This is a genomic window from Williamsia maris, from assembly GCF_024171815.1.
GTDB lineage: Bacteria > Actinomycetota > Actinomycetes > Mycobacteriales > Mycobacteriaceae > Williamsia_A > Williamsia_A maris.
This window is the reverse complement of record NZ_JAMTCJ010000002.1, coordinates 1,158,227-1,177,985: the sequence shown is the minus strand read 5'-3', so window position 1 is coordinate 1,177,985 and position 19,759 is coordinate 1,158,227. Positions and strand designations below refer to the sequence as shown.

Sequence of the window (19,759 nt, the reverse complement as noted above, 5' to 3'; positions counted from 1 at the left end):
GGACCGTTCAGGCGGGCTCGGTGACCGGGGTGTGGGCCGCGAAGACCGTGGTCTCCTCCGACCGACCCCGCAGGGTCTGGCTCTCCATGCGCTCCCAGTGCTCGCTCTCCGACGCCGCCGCGTCCACCGCGCGCTGCGAGGCGAGCGGTCGGGTCGGGTCGCGCTTGGCCAGTTCCGACAGCCGCGCCGACTCGTTCACCGCATCGCCGATGACGGTGTACTCGAATCGCTGGATCGCACCGACGTTGCCGGCGACGACCGGTCCGTGACTGACGCCGATCCCCGCGCTGAGCTCGGGGATCTCCTCGGCCAGGCGTCGGGAGATCTCCCGGCTGGCCGAGAGAGCGGCGCCGGCGGTGTCCTGGAGGTCGATGGGCGCCCCGAACACCGCGAGCACCGCGTCACCCTCGAACTTGTTGACCAGCCCGCTGCGCGCCTCGACCTCCTGGACGATGACCGCGAAGAACCGGTTGAGGATGGTGACGACCTCCGACGGCGGCCGGTCGGAGGCGAGCTTGGTCGAGCCGATGACGTCGACGAACACCACTGCCACCGTGCGTTCCATGCCGCCGAGCTCGGGGTCGCGGCTCAGTGCGGCCTCGGCGACGTCCTTGCCGACGTGCCGACCGAAGAGGTCCTGCAACCGTTCCCGTTCCTGCAGTCCGGTGACCATCGAGTTGAACCCGGCCTGCAGCTCACCGAGCTCGGTGCCGTCGAAGATGACCACCTCGACATCGGTCTCACCAGCGCTGACCTTCTTCATCCCGTTGCGAACGCTGCGGACCGGGGCGACGACCTGTGAGGTGTTGAGCACGGTCAGCAACAGTCCGGTGAACAGGGCGGTGGCCACGAGCACGGTGATGCCGACGAACACGTCGGTCTTCGACGTCTGCTCACGCAGCAGTGAGAAGACGACGACCAGGAACATGCCCGCGATCGGCACCCCGGATCCGACCATCCACGAGATCAGGGCGCGGGTCCGCAGCGCGCTGCGCTTGCGGCGCAGTTGCAGGTCCGCGGTGATGATCTGGGCCGCGACCGGGCGCAGGGAGAACTCGCTGAGCAGGTATGAGATGGCGCAGACGACGGTGCCGCTCAACCCGACGACGAGGAACACCTTGGGGATGAGGATCGGATCGAGAACGCCGTAGGAGATGGTGAACAGGATGACCGCGCCGATCCAGAAGATCGACTGGAAAGCGGTCAGTTTCCACGGGATTCGCCGCGCCTTGCGGGCCTCGCGCGGCGTCGGGATGCGGTCCTGGATCGACCAACGCAGCTGTCGGACGATGATGGTGGTTCCGACCACCGCGCCGATGAGCAGTGCACACCCGATGTAGATGGGCAGCGCGATGAAGTTGACCCACCAGAACTTCTCGTCGAACACGCTCGGTTCGGGGATGCCGACACTGGCCAGGACGACCGCGATGATCGCGCCGATCGCGTTGGACAGCAGGATCGACCCGGTCAGCAGGATCTGGATGCGGATGCGCTGGATGCGCGGGGTGTCTTTCGTGGAGCCCAACAGGATCGAGCCGTAGTCGGCGTCCCTGCGGTTCAACAGGCGCATGGCTCCCCTGATCAGCGGCATGCGCTGCGGCACTCCCGCAGCGTCTGCGAGCAATCTACCGGGAGGTTCCCGAGTGGCCGAGCACCTTTGTCATGTTGACCCCTCCCCCGGCATCATTCACGCGGGATCACCGTGCGGTGGAGGACCTTGCCGCTGGTGTCGCACAGGTCGACGGTGAACGTGCCACCGAGGCCGTCGATGCGCACCTCGCCGAAGTGTTGGAACTCCGTCGTGATGGGTGAGACGTTCGCGGTGGTCGGGGCGTGGACGAAGACCTGGTCGATGCCGAAGGTGCCGTCGAGTTTGCCCGCCGGGAACGCACCCGCATGCAGCGGTCCGGAGACGAACTCCCAGAACGGGTGGAAGTCGGTGAACGCGGCGCGCGAGGGGTCGTATCGGTTGGCCGCGGTGTAGTGGACGTCGGCGGTCAGCCATACGACGTTGCGGACCCGCTTGGTGCGCGAGAGGATCTGCGCCAGTTCGGTTTCGCGGCCGAGTGGCTTACCGTTGTCGCCCTGCCCGACCGCCTCGATACCGTCCTTGTCGCCGTACGTTGTGTCGGGGACGACGATCCCGAGCGGTAGGTCGTTGGCGACGATCTTCCACACCGCGCGTGAGGAGTTGAGGCCGTCGACCAGCCATCGCGCCTGCCGGGCACCGAGGATGTGCCCGGACTGTGTGCGGGCGTTGGAGTTCGAGTCCTTGTAGCTGCGCATGTCGAGGACGAAGATGTCGAGCAGCGGGCCGTAGGACACCTTGCGGTAGACGCGGCCGTCGACGGCGTCGACGCGGCTGACCGGCTGCCACTCGTGAAACGCCTGCAGCGCACGGGCCGAGAGGACGTCGGCACGCTTCTCCTGCGTGTACGCGGGGTTCGCGACGATCTCGCCGGGGAACCAGTTGTTGAACGTCTCGTGGTCGTCCCACTGGACGAGCTGGGTGGTCGACGCGGCGAACCGGCGGTAGTTCTGGTCGGTCATGTTGTAGCTGTGGTTGCCACGGTACTGGTCGAGGGTCTGTGCCACATCGGATTTCGCCTCGGTCACGATGTTGCGCCAGACGCGACCGTCGTCGAGCGTGACGGTCTCCTTCAGCGGCCCGTCGGCGTAGACGGTGTCGCCGGAGTGGAGGAACAGGTCGGCGTTGCGGTCGGCCAGTGTGGAGAACCCGTGCAGTCCGCCGATGGCCTCGTTGATGCCCCAGCCCTGGCCGACGACGTCGCCGGACCAGTTGAGTTTCACCGCTCCCGGCAGCAGGGGCGCGGTCCGGAAGGTCCCGGTCAGCGGCTGCGATCGGGTGCCGCGGTCGGACACGAGTGTGACCCGGTAGTGGATGGTGGCGCCGGCGGGGTGCCCGGTGACCCGGACGCGTCCGGTGCCGTCGGTGGCCGGGGTCAGCAGCGGGCCGGTGAAGCGGCGCGGGAACGCGAAGTTCTCGAACAGCGAGGTCTCCACGATCATCCGCGCCGGGCTGTCCGAGCGCGCCCAGATCAGCGCGCCGTCGGTACGTGGGTCACCGGAGGCGATGCCGTGCGACAGCGTGGGCCGTGCGCGGGTCAGTGTCGGGCTTGCCGACGCATGTGGTGCGAGCAGTCCGCTCGCGGGGATCAGCAGTCCGGCGGCTGCGGACGAACGCAGCAGAGCACGACGAGAGACAGACACCCGACGATCCTTCACCCCGGAAGCGAACGCGAGGTTACGCGCGATCGACCAAACGGCTCATGCGGCCCAGCGGATCACCGGCGTCGGCCACGCGATGTCGAACCCCGGGGGCGACAGCGGTGTCACGACGGCATGGCACGGTTCTTCGCCTCGAGGGCCGTCGCGCGAGGCACGGTGCCGGTCGAGGAGTTCGTCGATGCGGTGGAGGCGGTTGGCGCGCAAGCGGTCGGGTGGGTCGGTGTTGCGGCGCCATCCGTAGCGTCCGCGGTCGGGGCCCTCGGTGATCTTCTCGGTCGTCCACTGGTGCGGTTCGGGACCCACGGCACGGTTGTGCGGTCCGCACGCGGGCGCCAGATGGTTGGAGTCGGTGCGGCCGCCGTCAGCCCAGTCTTTCTCGGCGTGGTGCATCTCTGTGTGCGCGAACGGAACACTGCAGTCGTCCTTGCTGCAGCCTCGGTACTTCGCGAACGCGACGAAGCGCTGGGCTTGCGACGCCAGGCGGCGCGAACGTCCATAGAACAGGGCCTCGTCGGTGTGGTCGTCGAACACGGCGAGGTGCATCTGGGCGTCAGCGGCGAGGGTGAGCGCATCGCTGATCGGAAGGTCGGTTCCGGTGGCGGTGCGGACGACGCCCGCACGCTCTCGCAACTGCGTCTCGGTCATCGAGATGATGACGTGCGGCGGTAGACCGCGATGCGAGGTACCCAGCAGCCCACCGTCGACGGCCGAACGCAACAACGCCGCGAGTGCATCGTGGTTGCGCTGCAGCTGGCTGCGGTGATCACGGTCCGCCGCCTCGCGTACGGCCTCGGGACCGGCATCCGACTTGTCACCGCGGGGCGAGTTCTCGTCGTCGGGGTTGTTCATCCCGGGTGCAGCCCATGCGGCCAACACCACATCGAACAGTGCCCGGGTGGTCGGATCCAGGGTCGCGGACAGTTTCGACATGAGTTGCGAGTCCTGGCTGCCCAGTGACAGCTTCCGGTTGCGCGCGCGATCACGGTCGTCGGTCAGGGTTCCGTCGGGGTCGAGGTGGGCGAGGATGCGAACCCCGGCAGCGGTCAGCTTTCTCGGGGTCAGAGTGGTCGCGTACTCGGCGAGGGACTTCTCGGCGAACTCGCGCCGCTCGGGCGTGACAGCGGCCGGGATCCTCGCCATCACGTCGAGGACGACGTTGACGTGATCGGCACCGATTGAGCCGGCGGCCAATTCGCGGGCGGTGTTCGGGCACGTCGGCGCCATCTTCTCGCCCGTCATCGCATGCAGCGACTCGAGGGACTGGACTGCACGTAACCGCTTCTTCGGTTGGGTGATCCGCAGCGTGGTGGCGACGAACTCGGAGATCGACTGGCATCCCGAGGCGCGGAACGCCTCGCGATCGGAGACCTCGAGGATGCGGCGATTGCCGATGGATTCCATGCGTCGGACCGCTCGCTCGTGGCGCTCGGCCAGCCCCGCGACGACCGCATCGGTGCACGGGGTCGAATCCGCGGCGGCGATCTTGTCCAGAAGGAGTTCCAGGGCAGCGTAATCCGCTTCGAGCGTTGACTGCTGGTGAACGTCCACGATGCCTCCCCCCGGCGGTTCGATACGACAACTCTACCACAATGATCGAACATGTGTTCGAATGAATCAGGTGGCCGGGGCGATGCAATAGCTGAGCGCGCTGGGCTTGGCGAACGAGACGACCTGACCGCCGGGGCAGTCGATGGTCGCCGCCGGCGCTCGCCCCTGGACGCGGATCACCTGGGTGCGATCAGCGGCTGCGGCGTTGCAGGGCGCGGCACGGAAGTCGACGAGAGTTCCCGTGGCCGAGGGCACCGAATAGCATTCACCCGCGGAGAAGTTCGGCACGATGCAGAGTTTCCCGAAGCCCGGCTGGGTGAGCTGCGAGTACTGGCCGACACCGCAGTCATCTGACGCCTGCTGCAACGCAGACGCGACGATGAACGTGAAACCCGCCGCGGTGCAGCTCGATTTCTGCGGGGTGATGCCCCGATCGGTGGCGGTGAGCGACACACACTCGCCGGGACTCGAGTACATCGGCTCGGCCGAACGAGCAACCGAGGTCACCGGCGGCAACGACGAAGGCGCCTGCGCCGCATCGTCATCGGAACCGCCGCCGGTGAACAGCGAGATGAACAACGGGACGGCGACCCCGATGATCGCCAGCGCACCGATTACCGCGATGATGCGCTTGACCCGACTCGACGGTGTCGACATCCGCGAGATCCACGGACGACCCTCGATGGGTTCGACGTCACGCGACCCGTCACCCCGCTGCCCGGGCGTCACCAGCTCAGATGATTGCGCGACGGACGATGGTCTCGTCCCGACCCGGCCCGACACCGATGCACGAGATGTGTGCGCCGGCAAGCTCTTCGAGACGCAGCACGTAGTTCTGCGCGTTCTGCGGCAGCTCCTCGAACGTGCGGCACTCCGAGATGTCCTCCCACCAGCCGGGCATCTCCTCGTAGATCGGCTTCGCGTGGTGGAAACCGGTCTGCGTCATCGGCATGTCGTCGACCCGCTCGCCGTCGACCTCGTAGGCGACGCAGATCGGGATGGTGTCGATGCTGGAGAGCACGTCGAGCTTGGTGAGGAAGAAATCGGTGATGCCGTTGACACGCGTTGCGTAGCGCGCGATCACGGCGTCGAACCAACCACAGCGACGGGCGCGGCCGGTGGTGACACCGACCTCGCCGCCGGTCTTGGCGAGGAACTCGCCCCACTCGTCGAAGAGCTCGGTCGGGAACGGCCCCGAACCGACGCGCGTGGTGTACGCCTTGAGGATTCCCAACACCGTGGTGATGCGGGTGGGCCCGATACCCGAACCCACCGACGCGCCACCCGAGGTGGGGTTCGACGACGTGACGTACGGGTAGGTGCCGTGGTCGACGTCGAGCAGGGTGCCCTGCGAGCCCTCGAGCAGCACGGTCTCACCGCGTTCGAGCGCCTGGTTCAGCAGCAACCGGGCGTCGGCGATGCGGTGCTTGAAGCCCTCGGCCTGGGCGAGCACCTCCTCGACGACCTGCTCGGGATCGAGCGCACGCCGGTTGTAGATCTTGGTGAGGATCTGGTTCTTGATCTCCAGGGCCGCTTCGACCTTCTGGGTCAGGATCTTCTCGTCGAGCACGTCGGCGACGCGAACCCCGACGCGGGCGATCTTGTCCTGGTAGCAGGGTCCGATGCCGCGACCGGTGGTGCCGATCTTGTTGTTGCCCAGGAACCGCTCGGTCACCTTGTCGATGGCCACGTGGTACGGCATCAGCAGGTGCGCGTCGGCTGACAGGATCAGCCCTGAGGTGTCGACGTCACGATCCTCGAGACCGCCGAGCTCGGTGAGCAGCACGCCCGGGTCGACGACGACGCCGTTGCCGATCACGTTCTTCACACCCGGCGTCAGGATGCCCGACGGGATGAGATGGAGGGCGAACTTGTCGCCGTTGGGTAGGACGACGGTGTGGCCGGCGTTGTTTCCGCCTTGGTAGCGCACCACCCACTGGAGTTTCTCCCCCAGCAGGTCAGTGGCCTTTCCTTTACCTTCATCGCCCCATTGGGCACCGATCAGTACGATCGCAGGCATCTGTCGAGCTCCTTCCGGCACGGGAAGACCCGAACCGTGGGACAACCCTACTGGTTTTGTACGACGGATACCTCGTTCCGCCGTGACATGAGGATCGGCTCCGCCGAGGCGCTCAGGCTCGGCCCCGCCGAGAGAGGCCATTTCTGACGTGACGATGACGGTTATCTGCGCGCTCGACGTCCCCGTGCCCGACGCCCTGGACGGCCTCGTCGTGATCCGCGCCGAGAACAGCCGTGACTCGATGCGGGCCGGCGTGGCCAAGGCGGTGGCCGACGCGGCCGTGACCCGCGTGGTGGTGGTCGCGGGACCCGATCACCCCGATGCGTTCCTCGGCGCCGTCGTGGCGCGTCTGATGATCGCCGAGGCGCTGGGGGTCGAAGTCGCCTACGTGGCACCGCAGGCGACGCCGGGCACCGAGGTCTACGGCCTCCCGGTTGATGCGGCGGCCGCCGAGCTGGCGGTGTCGGGGACGGCGGCGTCGCTGCCTCTGATCCGCGACGACGCCGCGGTGGTCGTCATCGGCGAAGCGAGCCACACCGGCGAGAACGGGTCGTTCACCGGCGAGACCATCGTCGACAGCGAGCGCCTGTTCCTCGGCGAGGCCAAGACTGTCCTTATCCGCCCGACCCGGGACGAGCCGGGCGTCGAAGGCGCGCTGCGCAAGCGATTCCGGCAGAAGTGGGTCGCCGGTCGCGCCGTGCAGACCGGTGGGATCGATGTGGTGGTCGAACGGGACGGCATCCGGGCTCCCCGTCCCGTGCACCGGTCGACGATCTATCGCCATCACGAGGATTGGAAGCTGGTCTCTCCATGAGCACCGCGACTCAGATCGCTCGCTCGGTGCGACCGGGGCCGGTGTTCCTCGGCGTGGTCGCTGCCGCTGTCGCCGGCGGGGTGTTGCTGGCGCAGTCCACACCGGGCCGCAACGCGACGTCCATCGTCGGGGCCCTGCTGCTGGTGATCGGCGGCTGGGTGATCTCGTTGTGCCTTCACGAGTTCGGCCACGCGGTGACCGCATTCGCCTTCGGCGACAAAAATGCCGAGAACCGCGGATACCTCACGTTGAATCCCCTGAAGTACGCCCATCCGGGGTTGTCGATCACGCTGCCGCTGGTGATCATCCTGTTGGGCGGCATCGGTTTTCCCGGCGGCGCGGTGTACGTGAACCAGGCCGGGTTCTCCAAGGCGCAGCGGACGATCGTGTCGTTGGCCGGTCCGTTCGCGAACATCGTCGTGGGCGTGGTGCTGCTGACCGTGATCCGTGCGAAGGTCAACTCGATCGATGCCGCGACGATCAACCTGTGGTCGGCGCTGGGCATGCTGGCGCTGCTGCAGATCACCGCAGCCGTGCTCAACCTGATCCCGATCCCCGGTTTCGACGGCTACGGCGCGATCGAGCCGTATCTGTCGCTGGAGACGCGCCGCAAGCTCGCCCCGGTCGGCCAGTACGGCTTCCTGCTCGTGTTCCTGGTGCTGTTGCTGCCGCCGCTGAACCGGACCTTCTTCGACATCATCTACTGGTTCTTCGAGTTGTCAGGTGTCAGTTCTACATTGGCATCCATCGGCTATAACCTGGTCGTCTTCTGGCGCTGAGTTCCCGCCACGAACCGACGAACCCGCCTCGTGCACGAGGCGGGTTCGTCGGTTTCGGGCGGGGTTAGTTGCGGCTGCCGTCAGCGGACCTCGCAGTCAACGACGTAGTTGCTGGTGGTGGTCGGCGCGTTGAACACAGGCGGCAGGCTGAACTGTCCGGGCGTGGTGGTCGGGAACCCGGGGCCCGGTGGGGGGACATTCACGCCGCCCGATGGGACGTTATAAATAGCGCCCGATCCGACGTCAACATATAGGCCGCCCGATGGGGGGACGTATACGCCGCCCGATGACCTCGGCGTCGAGGACGTGGTCACGAGTCTGCCGGTGCAGTAGGAGGCTTTCGTGCCGGGGCCGGTACCCGAGGCGACAGTGGTGATCGGGACCTCGATGGTCACAGCTGTCGATGCGCCCTGCGCGTTGGACACGGTGATGACGAAAGAATCGGTGGTGGCCCCGCCCGATGCTGCGGCCGCTTGTGCGGCCGTGGTGGGCGTGAACGTCCAGACACCGCCGGAGGTGACCGTCACCGATCCGGTCGCCGGACTGTTCGCCGGCGCTGAGTACGAGAACGGTCCTGCACTGGTGTTCGCCGGGATCAGGAAACCCGACACCGCACCGTTCGTCGGGTTCGAGGGCAGGCCGGCCAGACCGATCGCCCCGAAATCTGGCCCCGCCGTGCCGGTCACGCCCGTCGCGCCAGAGCTGCCCGCGGGTCCCGACACCCCTGTGGACCCGGCGACCCCGGTCGAAGCAGTAGGCGCAACAGTCACAACGACTGAGACCGGCACCTCGCCGCCGTGGCCGTCGGACACGGTGACGACGAAGGAATCCGTCGTCATTGACGTCGCGATCACCCGCGCCGCATCCGTCGGAGTGAAGGTGTATTTCCCCTGGGCATCGATGGACACGGCACCGCCGCCCACGGACCTCGCCGGGGCGGAGTAGGTGAGGACATCGCTGTCGCCGTCGGTCACTGACACCACTCCGGTCACGACACCGGTGATGGCGTTGGCCGTCCCGGCCATCTGCGTCCCGACGGTCGGCGCGGCATTGGTCGGACTGATGTCGACGGTAACCATCACCTGGGTTGATTCGCCGTGGCCATCGTCCACTGTGACGGTGAACGCATCCGTCTTCGCACCCGCAGCCGACGCCGCGGTGTGCCGTGCCGCGTCGGTCGGGGTGTAGATGAACTTCCCGGTCGCCGGATCGATCACCACAGCACCGGAAGTCGTTGCCCCGGAACCGCTGTAGGTAAGGGTGTCGCCATCGGTGTCCGTGACTCGAACAACGCCCGAGACCGCCCCGGTGGAGGCACTGGGAATGCTGACGGTGGCACCCGCGGGCGTGATCACCGTGGCACTGCCGCCGGCCAGATTGGTGACGTAGACGATGCCATCCGACCCCACCGCCACACCGAACGGGAAGGAGAACCCGCCGATGGTCGACTCGACCACACCGTTGTTGATCACCGACACCGTGTTCGACGAACTGTTGCTGACGTACACCCGGCCGTCCGGGCCCACCGCAACGCGGTTCGGGTTGATGCCCACATCGATCGTCGACACCACCACACCGTTCTTGATCACCGACACCGTGTTCGACTGACTGTTGGTGACGTACACCGTGCCGTCCGGCCCGGCTGCGATCCCATCTGGGCCACTACCCACCTTGATCGTGGACTCCACGACGCCGTTCCTGATCACCGCGACCGATCCGCCGCCCATCTGCGCGACGTACACCCGTCCATCCGAACCGACTGCAATGCCATCAGGGCCGGCGCCGACCGGGATCGTGGACTCCACGACGCCGTTGCTGATCACCGAAACCCCGCTGCCGGTGGCCACATACACCAGCCCGTCAGTACCGGCCGCGATACCGACCGGCCGAACACCCAGATCGATCGTCGTCTCCACCGCACCGTCGTTGATCACCGACAACGAGTTGCCATCCTGATTGGTGACGTAGATCTTGCCGTCCGAACCGGCCACTGCACTCAGTGGACCACCGCCGACGCCGATGGTCTCGACCACGACGCCGTTGCTGATCACCGACACCGAGTTGCTACTCAGATTGACGACATACGTCCGACCATCCGCACCGACCGCGACACCGGTCGGAGTGGTACCCACACCGACCGTCGACACCGTAGGTGACGTTGTGACCGTCGGCGGCGCGTTGACCGGACTGATGTTGACCGTCACGGTCACCGGGGTCGATCCGCCGAAACCGTCGGTCACCGTGACCGTGAAGGTGTCGGTCTTCGCGCCTGTTGCCGACGCCGCCGTGTGCCGCGCCGCATCAGTCGGGGTGTAGATGAACTTCCCGCTCGCGGGATCGATCACCACGGCACCGGAAGTTGTTGCGCCGGAACCGCTGAAGGTGAGGGTGTCACCATCGGCGTCCGATCCCCGCACCGTTCCCGACACCGCCCCGGTCGAGCTGTCCGGGTCCCCGACCGTGACGTCGGCGGGCCTGATGATCGTTGTGGTGCTGCCGAACAGGTTGGTGACATAGACGATGCCGTCAGAACCCACCGCAACGCCGAAGGGGAAGTCGAACCCGTTGATGGTCGACTCGACTACACCGTTCTTGATCACCGACACCGTGCCGGAACCGCTGTTGGTGACATACACGGTGCCGTCCTGGCCCACAGCAACACGATTCGGGGTGGTGCCCACGGAGATCGTCGACACCACCGCACCGTCTTTGATCACCGACACCGAGTTCGACTGACTGTTGGTGACATACACGGTGCCGTCCGGTCCGACGGCGACACCGTCCGGACCGGCACCCACTGTGATCGTCGATTCCACGACGCCGTTCCGGATAACCGCGACCGATCCGCCGCCCATCTGCGCGACATAGACCCGACCGTCCGTGCCGACTGCAATGCCGTCCGGGCCGGCCCCGAGCGGAATCGTGTACTCCACCACACCATTGCTGATCACCGACACGCCGCTGCCGGTGGCCACGTAGATGAGCCCGTCAGTTCCGGCCGCGATACCGACCGGACGAACACCCAGATCGATCGTCGTCTCCACCGCGCCGTTGTTGATCACCGACACCGAGTTGCCACCCTGATTTGTGACGTAGATCTTGCCGTCCGAGCCGACGGCGGCGCTGAGTGGACTGCTACCCACGTCGATGGTCTGGACCACGACGCCGTTCTCGATCACCGACACCGAATTGCTGCTCAGGTTGACGACGTAGGTCCGACCATCCGACCCGACCAGTACCCCGGTCGGGAAGTAGCCCACGCCGACCGTCGACACCGACGGTGACGTCGACACCACCGGAGCCGCGTTGACCGGGGTGATGGGTACCGTCACCAGGATCTCCGTGCGGCCACCGAAACCGTCATCGGCGACCACGCTGAACGAGTCGCTCGTCGCACCCGTCGCCGAGGCCGCGTTGTGCTGCGCCGCCGCGGTCGGGGTGTAGGTGTAGCTGCCGTCCGCGTTCACCGTGAACGTGCCGCTCGCGCTGACGGTCGTCGCGGGAGTGAACTTCACCGGGTCGTTGTCGCCATCGGTGGTCGTGACCACACCGGTCACCACACCACCGACACCCACCGTTCCGGGCGCCTGGACGCCGGCAACAGGATTCGCGTTCACTGCGGCGATCGGGACCGTCACCACGATCTGAGTCGTGCCACCGAAACCGTCATCGACGACGACGGTGAAGGTGTCGGTCTTGGCACCGTTGGGCGACGCAGCGTTGTGCTGCGCCGTCGCGGTCGGGGTGTAGGTGTAGGTGCCGTCGGGGTTGACCGTCAACGAACCGGTACCTCCCGCGGTGGCCGTCGGGCCCGAGTAGGTGGGCGTGTCGCCGTCGCCATCGGTGACCGTCACCGCGCCGGTGACCACGCCACCGACACCCGGGGCGCTCTGCGTCGGAGCCTCGGCAACGGGATTCGCGTTGACCGCAGTGATCGGGACCGTCACCACAATCTCCGTGCGGCCACCGAAACCGTCATCGGCGACCACGGTGAACGAGTCGCTCTTCGCACCCGTCGCCGAGGCCGCGTTGTGCTGCGCCGTAGCGGTCGGGGTGTAGGTGTAGCTGCCGTCCGCGTTCACCGTGAACGTGCCGCTCGCGCTGGTGGTCGTCGCCGGAGCGAACTTCACCGGGTCGTTGTCACCATCGGTGGTCGTGACCGCACCACTCACCACACCACCGGCACCCACGGTCCCCGGCGTCTGCACGCCGCCAACGGGATTGGCGTTGACCGCGGTGATCGGGACCGTCACCACAATCTCGGTAGTGCCACCGAAACCGTCATCAGCAACGATAGTGAACGTGTCACTCTTCGCGCCTGTTGCCGACGCCGCGTTGTGCTGGGCGGTCGCGGTCGGGGTGTAGGTGTAGGTGCCGTCGGGGTTGACCGTCAACGAACCGGTACCTCCCGCGGTGGTCGTCGGACCCGTGTACTTCACCGGGTCCTTGTCGCCGTCGGTGACCGTCACCGTCCCGGTGACCGCCCCCGTGGCCGGGTTGGTCTGTCCGGCAGGCTGAGTGGCGGGAGCGACGGGGGCCGCGTTGAGCGGGGTCAGCGGGACGGTGACCACGATCTGCGTCGTCGCGCCACGTCCGTCGGTCGCGTTCACCGTGAACGTGTCCTGCGTCGCCGACGCCGGCGCACCGGTCTTCGCGGCCTGATGGCGCGAATCGGCGGTGGGCGTGTAGGTGTAGGCGCCTCCGGCGGTGACGGTGACCGTCCCGCCCTTGGTGCTCGTCGCCGACGGAGCGATGTAGGTGACCGGGGTGCCATTGCTCGATCCCGCCGACACCGACCCGGTGATCGCACCGGACGTCGGGTCCGGGGTGCCGACAACAGGGGTGGTCGGCGTCGGAGGTGCAGTCGCGACGATCGGGACCTGCACGGTCACTGATGACTTCGAGATCCAGTTGCGCGCGGTGACGGTGAACGAATCGCCGGTCACGGTGATCGGCGCTGTCTTCGACGGCGTGTAGACGTACCGGCCGTTCTTGTCGATGGTGACGGTGCCGTTGGTCGGCGCAGTCACGGTGTACCACTGCGGCAACCAGAACGGGCTCGTGAACTGCGCACTACCGGTCACCACACCTGTCAACGGATCGACCATCTGCGGGCCCTGCACCGTCGGGTACGGCGAGAACACCGACTGGAACCGACGGAACACCGCAGCGACCAAGTCGCCCAGCGGATTCGGCGGAGCCACCGGCGCGACCGGCGTCGTCGACGCATTGCCCGCGTTGAGACCGAAGATCGACAGGACGACAGCGGCCAACGCCGTCAACGGCGTCACCACCGCCTGTGACGCCGGCGCGACCATCGGAGCCGACGACGACACAGCCGACACCGAGGCCAGCGACACCGCCGACGAACCCCCACCCGTCGTTGTGACGGCCGGAGCCGAACCCATCACCGGCAACGTCGACGACGGGATCAACGGAGTCGACGACGGACCCGACGTGATGCCGGGCGTGCCCGACGACGTCGATGCCGGTGTTGTCGGTGCGGTGGTCGGAGCACTCGACCCCGAACCACCGGACGAGGAGCCGGCCGACCCCGATGCAGTCGGCGTCGAGGCGGGCGGCGTCGAGGCGGGCGGCGTCGACGCAGCAGGCGCCGTGGCCCCGGTCGAGCCCGAACCCGACGTCGACCCCGAACCGGTCGAGGTCGGAGTCGACCCCTCAGACGACTTCTCCTCTGGCGCCGGAGTGGTGGTCGAGGTCCCGCCGATACCCGTACTGCTCGACGTGCTCGGCGCACCCGAGCTGTCGCTGGTAGTGGAGGTCGAACCGCTCCCCGCGGTCCCGGTTTGGGTGCCCGACGCCGCACTCGTCGACGAACCGGTCGCAGAATCAGCGGCCGACGTCGACGCCGGCGACACCGTCCGGGTCGTCGACGACGAATCGTCTGACGAACTGGCCCCACCCGAGGACGCGCCGCCACCGGTCGCCGTCTCGGCGTTCGCGAGACCTGATCCGCTGATCAGCACCGCACCCAAGCCGACGGTCAACGCACTGGTCTTCACCCAGGTCGGCACCTCGTGATGCTGCGGACTGCGATGCCGACCCTGACCCGCCTTCGCCGCCTTCGCGGCACGAGCCTTGGCCTTCGCACGATTGTTCACCCGGTGAGTACTCATCGATCCCTGTTTCGTCGGTGCGCCCTCGCGCACAACCCGGACCAGACACCACACACCGCGCTACCAGCAACTTCTGCACTGATCATTCGACGACGAGCACAACCACCCGGGGCTACGCCGACACACTAAGAACGGATTGCAAAGAAAATGTAAATCTACGCCGGAGCAATGATTTCCTTAGGTATCGCCAGTTGTTTATGCTCGATTAAATGGACGTGGATGCACCAGCCCGCATCGCGCGCACCGACCGGCAATCCCAGTCCTGGCCGCCTGTGGTGTGGTGACAATGGAATTGGACGAGGCGGTTGCGATTCGCCTCATCGGCGAGGTGCGGGTCGTGCACGGGGGACACGTCGTCCACCCGCGGGTGGTCGGGGGCGCGCGCTGCGTCGAGGTCTTGGCCTACCTGGCGGTCAACCGGCACCGGGAGATCCCACAGGACGAGCTCGCGGGTCTGCTCTGGTCCGACAACCGCCCCCAGTCCTGGAACGCCGCTCTGCGCGGCGTGCTCTCCCGCGTGCGCGACACCATGGAGTTGGCGGCGATGCCGGCCGGCAGTGTCCGGTCGCGCGGCGGAAATGTGCGGCTGTCGCTGCCCGACGGGTTCATGACCGACATCGAACTCGTCCGGCGCTACTGCGCCGCACCCGACGCCGACCTGGGTGTGGCCGTAGCGAACGCCCGCCGAGCGCTCGACCTCACCGCCGCCCCCGCTCTGGCCGGCGCCGCGGGGGCGTGGGCCGACGACGTCCGCACCGAGACCCAACACCTGCGCCGACGGGCTCTGGAGATCGATGCGAGCGGGTCACTGACACTGGGCGAACCCGCGCGCGCGATCGCATCGGCCGAGGGGCTCCTCGCACTCGACCCGTTGCGCGAGAGCGCCTATCGGACGGCGATGAGCGGATACCTGGCCCTGGGCGAACGAGGGCAGGCACTGCAGGTGGCCGCCCGGTGCCGTCAGATCCTCGACGACGAGCTGGGGGTCGCGCCGTCGGCCGAGACCGAATCCCTCTACCTGCAGATACTCCGGGCCGACGAGCCCGACTCTGCGGTGCCCGGCTCTGCGTTGGCCGGCTCTGGGGTGCCATCGCCGACCATCGACATCGGCGACGACTTCGTCGGTCGCGGAGCCGAGTTGGTGACCATCACCGAGGCCATCGGTCGTGCCGACCGGGGCCGCGGACAGTTCGTCGTCGTCGCCGGGGAGGCCGGCAGCGGCAAGACCACCATCGCGCTCGAGGTCATGAGGCGTGCGCATGCGGCCGGGGCCCACATCCTTTTCGGCCGGTGCAGCGACGAGGCCGTCGTGCCCTTCGAACCGTTCGTCGAGGCCGTCGGTCGCGAACTCGACGCGTTGGGCATGACCGAGGCCCGTCAATGGTTGCGCAGCAACGGCACCGACATCCTGCGCCTGGTCCCCAACGCAGTGCGACGCTTCGGTGAGATGGCACCCGCACGAACCGAAGTCGATGAGCGCGCAGTCATCATGACCGCCGTTCTCGACTGGTTGACGTCGCCGGTCAGGTCGGGGCCGACGGTTCTGGTGATCGACGACCTGCACTGGGCGTCGGCCGCGACGCTGGCGGTCATCCGCTACCTGATCCACGCATCCGAGCAGAGCCGGCTGTGCGTGGTCGCGACAGTGCGTGACGAGCTCGCGGACGGCGCGGACATCCGCGCGACCCTGGCGGCGCCGACCCGGTCGAGCGGGGTGCAGCGCCTGCATCTGGGTGGGTTCAGCCTCGCCGAGATCGGTGCGCTGGTCGACGCCGCGGACACCGCCCTCGATCCGGTCACCCTCTACGAACGCACGGACGGGCTCCCGCTGTTCGTGGCCTCGCTGATCGGTTCCTACGAACCGGGTGCCGGCGGCACGCTACCTGCGTCGGTCGCCGAGTCTGTCGCCCAGCGGGAGCGACTGCTGTCCCCTGCCGCGCTCGTGCTGCTGCAACTGTGCTCGGTGGTCGGCATGGTGTCGCAGCGTCTCGTGTTGCGCTCCGTCGCATCCGATCTCGACGACATCGCGTTCGCCGACGCGCTCGACGAGCTGGTGCGCAACCGGCTCGTGACCGAGAACCCGACGGAAACCAAAGTCCGGTTGCGCCACCCGCTGGTGCAGGAGGCAGTCTACGAGGGCGTCACCGGCCGCAGGCGAGCGGAGATGCACACCCGGGTGGCGCGGACCTCGGAGCATCTGGGTGGTGTCACGGCCGCCGAGGACTACTCCCGGCTCGCCTACCACTTCAGCCGTGGCCTGGACTCCGAGCGCCCGCGCGCAGCCGAGTTCTCCCGCAGGGCCGGCGACAGCGCGATGTCGATCGGCGCCTACGAGGACGCGGTGGTGTTCTACACGAGTGCGGCCGAGCAACTTCTCCCGCGTGGCGATTCGGCCCAACGATGTCGGCTGCTCGTCGACCTCGGTCGCGCACAGCGCAAAGCGCGTGACCCGGCGTTCCGACCCACGCTGTTCGATGCGGTCACGATGGCCAAACGGCTGGGCGACACCGAATTACAGGTGACGGCGACGCTGGCGAACGACCAGCCGGGCACCCTCTACGTGCACATCCACTCCGATCACGAGCGGATCGACACCCTCTACGACGCGCTCCATGTCCTCGAGTCAGACGGTCACGGTGACGGATCCGCGGCCGCGCGCCTGTTGGCGCAGTTGGCCATCGAGCTTCTCTGGTTGGCCGATTCGCGCGTGCTCCGCGATCTGCTGACACGATCCATCGGGGCGGCGCGTGTCTCCGGCGACCAGGAGGCGCTCGTCGCAGCCCTGTCCGCGGTCCTGGTGGCCCTGCGGGCGCCGCTCTGCACGGAGATGCGACGCGCCGCGTACACCGAGCTGATGACCGTGCTCGACGATTCACCGGCGCGGCGGGTCGACGCGTTGATGTCGACGTGGATCGCGCGCAACCAGATCGAGTACGGACACCTCACCGCTGCCGCACGCACGAGATCCGGACTGACCCCGGCACGGGTGTCCCGTGACCCGGAGTTGGCCTGGCTGGTGCGCAACATCGACTTCTCGATCGATCTGGCCGCCGGTCGACTCCAGCGGTGTGAATCGACGTTCGATGCGCTACGCGACATCCCCGCCTCACCCGCGGTCACCTACACCTACGGCCGTCTGCTGGGTCAGCTGTTCGCCCTTCGGACGTTGCGTGGCGACATGTCCGAGATCGTGGCCGCGGCCGACGGCATCATCGAGCGCCTCGACATCGTCGACACCTACCGCGTCTGCCTCGCGACCGCGTACGTCGACGTCGGGAACCGTGGCGCCGCGGTCGAACTCGTCGACTGGTACGACCGGCGACGGATCAACGAGATCCCCAGGAACCACATGTGGCTGGCCACCATCGCCACCATCGGGCGCGCGGCCGCGCAGGTGGGGAACGCCGAGGTCTGCCAGATCGCCTACGACCTCCTCCTCGATCACTCCGGCGAGAGCACCATCACGTGGGCGTCGATCTACGGCGTCGTCGACCATCACCTGACCGAACTGGCGATCGCACTCGGTCGATTCGACCGGGCCGCCGCCCACCTCGACGTCGCCTTCACCGAACACGAGCGACGCGGCTTCATGGGCTGGTACGCCGAGACCGCCTATCTCGCAACTCTCCTCGAGGTCAGACGGGATGGACAGGCATCGGACGCGACCATCGGACGCGCACGGCGCCTGGCCGACGACGTCGCCGCCACCGCGGTGCGGCGCCGAATCGACGCGTTGCGTCCGATCAGCCGACCGGCGCATTCGTCGCCGGGCTGATCGCGACGACCACCTCGGTCGAGGTGACCCCGTCGTGCCCGTCGCCGGCGACGATGAGGAAAGAGTCGTGGTGTGCGGTGCTGGTCGACCCACCGCGGGCCGCCGCATCCACCCGCGCCTCCGGGGTGGGCACGTAGACGAAGGTCCCGTCGCAGGCCATCATCACCAGACCCCGGTGTGGGCGCGACGCGGACCAGGTGACCGCGTCGGCCTCCCGGTCGAGTGCGCACACGGATCCCGTGACCGCGCCGGTGACGCGATCCGGGACGTTCACCGACACCGACCCGAGCAACGGCGCCCGGTTGGTCGGGACGATCGGCACCCGGACCGTCACCGCGCACCGGCCGAAGCGGTTGCGTGCGGTGAGCGTGAACCGGTCGGTGCCGGATACACCGGCCTGGCGCACCTTGTGGCGTGCCGCGGAGATCGGGGCGTAGACGTAGGTCCCGTCGGTCTCCACGAACACGGTCCCGTCGCTCGCGGCGCCGACACCGACGGCGAGCGGGGTATCGGAACGGCTAACGAACCGGACGCGACCGGTGACGGCGCCGGTCAGCGTGTCGACGCTCTGCGCACCCATCTCGGTCGCCGTCGGACCGAACCGGCAACGGAACCATTCCGCCGCCCGGCGGACGGGATTGTTCGTGTGCGGGTGGCGCATCATCGTCGCGCTGACGCATCCGGTACTCATGCGGCAAGGGTAGAAACCGATTGCATACGAAATGTAAATGTGAGTGTCGGTAACGGAATGAACCGTGGTCACACCCCACGAGCGGGGTCAGTCGCGGGTCGTCAGGCCCCGCACCGACGCAGGGACCTCGCCGTCCGTGGCACCGACAGGCTCTCCGTACACGATCCGGGTCGGAACGACCCCGGTCCAGACGGGTTCCGACGGTTCGCCGGGCGGTCCGCTGCGCGCCTTGGTGATCCACTGACCGTCCCGGATCTCCAACGCCAGCACCGCGGTGGCGGCGATCTCTTTGCCGGTGTGGGCGCGCACCTCGTCGGTTCGGCCCGGGATCAGCTTGTCCGACAGCACGTCCAGCGCATGCGATGGATCGACGTCGACCTCGTCGAGCGTTCCCCGGACGACGGCGGAACGATAGTTGGCCGAGTGGTCGAAGAGGGTGTCGGCGACCACGAGACCATCGAGCACGAAGGCGGTGAGCGTCACCGGAGCACCGGTCGCCACATGCCGCAGCGCTCCGGCCCCGGTCGATCCGTGGAGCAGGATCCGGTCACCGTCACGGGCGAACAGCATCGGCACCGACCACGGCAACCCGTCGACGACCGTCGACAACGTGCCGACCTTCACCTCGTCGAGGATCTCGTCGAGCAGCGCTCGGTCGCCGCCGCGGTCGGGTTTGCGGTGTAGTCGGCTCAACGCGTCGGTGCTCATGACGCCCATCCTGTCCGACGGTCGGCGCGCCTGGCCAG

General features: G+C 67.6%; 12 protein-coding genes. 4 read left to right on the top strand and 8 right to left on the bottom strand.

Going from position 1 to position 19,759, the window contains the following annotated elements; all coding sequences use genetic code 11:
- Positions 1-7: 7 nt before the first annotated feature.
- From LX13_RS12255 to LX13_RS12235, 5 genes are all read right to left on the bottom strand, one after another.
- Positions 8-1,570 (bottom strand): adenylate/guanylate cyclase domain-containing protein, encoded by a 1,563-nt coding sequence (locus tag LX13_RS12255; RefSeq protein ID WP_253661836.1) that lies wholly within the window; start codon positions 1,568-1,570, stop codon positions 8-10.
- Between the two features lie 113 nt (positions 1,571-1,683).
- Entirely contained in the window at positions 1,684-3,231 is a 1,548-nt protein-coding gene (locus LX13_RS12250; protein ID WP_372499883.1) for an alkaline phosphatase D family protein, read from the bottom strand.
- Between the two features lie 57 nt (positions 3,232-3,288).
- On the bottom strand, positions 3,289-4,797 hold the full coding sequence (locus LX13_RS12245) for an HNH endonuclease signature motif containing protein (protein ID WP_253661582.1): 1,509 nt from the start codon (positions 4,795-4,797) through the stop codon (positions 3,289-3,291).
- A gap of 66 nt (positions 4,798-4,863) precedes the next feature.
- Complete coding sequence (locus LX13_RS12240) at positions 4,864-5,526, bottom strand: hypothetical protein (protein WP_253661581.1); 663 nt, start codon at positions 5,524-5,526, stop codon at positions 4,864-4,866.
- Positions 5,527-5,530: 4 nt separating this feature from the next.
- Positions 5,531-6,817 (bottom strand): adenylosuccinate synthase, encoded by a 1,287-nt coding sequence (locus LX13_RS12235; protein WP_253661580.1) that lies wholly within the window; start codon positions 6,815-6,817, stop codon positions 5,531-5,533.
- Between the two features lie 154 nt (positions 6,818-6,971).
- On the opposite strand from LX13_RS12235, the gene LX13_RS12230 reads away from it, so the two are divergent.
- Together LX13_RS12230 and LX13_RS12225 are read left to right on the top strand one after the other, a co-directional pair.
- Entirely contained in the window at positions 6,972-7,631 is a 660-nt protein-coding gene (locus LX13_RS12230; RefSeq protein WP_253661834.1) for a hypothetical protein, read from the top strand.
- A complete protein-coding gene (locus LX13_RS12225) occupies positions 7,628-8,410 on the top strand; it encodes a site-2 protease family protein (RefSeq protein WP_253661579.1) in 783 nt (260 codons plus the stop codon). Before LX13_RS12230 ends, LX13_RS12225 begins: the two co-directional genes overlap by 4 nt.
- An 80-nt stretch (positions 8,411-8,490) precedes the next feature.
- On the opposite strand, the gene LX13_RS12220 is transcribed toward LX13_RS12225, so the two are convergent.
- A complete protein-coding gene (locus tag LX13_RS12220; RefSeq protein WP_253661578.1) occupies positions 8,491-13,692 on the bottom strand; it encodes a beta strand repeat-containing protein in 5,202 nt (1,733 codons plus the stop codon).
- On the opposite strand from LX13_RS12220, the gene LX13_RS12215 reads away from it, so the two are divergent.
- Together LX13_RS12215 and LX13_RS12210 are read left to right on the top strand one after the other, a co-directional pair.
- Positions 13,649-14,452 (top strand): hypothetical protein, encoded by an 804-nt coding sequence (locus tag LX13_RS12215; RefSeq protein WP_253661577.1) that lies wholly within the window; start codon positions 13,649-13,651, stop codon positions 14,450-14,452. The genes LX13_RS12220 and LX13_RS12215 overlap by 44 nt on opposite strands.
- Before the next feature lie 381 nt (positions 14,453-14,833).
- Entirely contained in the window at positions 14,834-18,322 is a 3,489-nt protein-coding gene (locus tag LX13_RS12210) for an ATP-binding protein (protein WP_253661576.1), read from the top strand.
- On the opposite strand, the gene LX13_RS12205 is transcribed toward LX13_RS12210, so the two are convergent.
- Together LX13_RS12205 and LX13_RS12200 are read right to left on the bottom strand one after the other, a co-directional pair.
- Positions 18,291-19,013 (bottom strand): hypothetical protein, encoded by a 723-nt coding sequence (locus LX13_RS12205; protein ID WP_253661575.1) that lies wholly within the window; start codon positions 19,011-19,013, stop codon positions 18,291-18,293. The two genes, LX13_RS12210 and LX13_RS12205, sit on opposite strands and share 32 nt — an antisense overlap.
- An 87-nt stretch (positions 19,014-19,100) precedes the next feature.
- Positions 19,101-19,730, bottom strand: coding sequence for a pyridoxamine 5'-phosphate oxidase family protein (locus tag LX13_RS12200; RefSeq protein WP_372499882.1), 630 nt, complete (start codon positions 19,728-19,730; stop codon positions 19,101-19,103).
- Between the last annotated feature and the right edge of the window lie 29 nt (positions 19,731-19,759).

Bases quoted from the DNA above. Each gene is read 5' to 3' on its own strand.
- LX13_RS12230 (WP_253661834.1), top strand. From the start codon at position 6,972: ATGACGGTTATCTGCGCGCTCGACGTCCCCGTGCCCGACGCCCTGGAC.
- LX13_RS12225 (WP_253661579.1), top strand. From the start codon at position 7,628: ATGAGCACCGCGACTCAGATCGCTCGCTCGGTGCGACCGGGGCCGGTG.
- LX13_RS12235 (WP_253661580.1), bottom strand. From the start codon at position 6,817: ATGCCTGCGATCGTACTGATCGGTGCCCAATGGGGCGATGAAGGTAAA.
- LX13_RS12210 (WP_253661576.1), top strand. From the start codon at position 14,834: ATGGAATTGGACGAGGCGGTTGCGATTCGCCTCATCGGCGAGGTGCGG.
- LX13_RS12205 (WP_253661575.1), bottom strand. From the start codon at position 19,013: ATGAGTACCGGATGCGTCAGCGCGACGATGATGCGCCACCCGCACACG.
- LX13_RS12255 (WP_253661836.1), bottom strand. From the start codon at position 1,570: ATGCGCCTGTTGAACCGCAGGGACGCCGACTACGGCTCGATCCTGTTG.
- LX13_RS12200 (WP_372499882.1), bottom strand. From the start codon at position 19,730: ATGGGCGTCATGAGCACCGACGCGTTGAGCCGACTACACCGCAAACCC.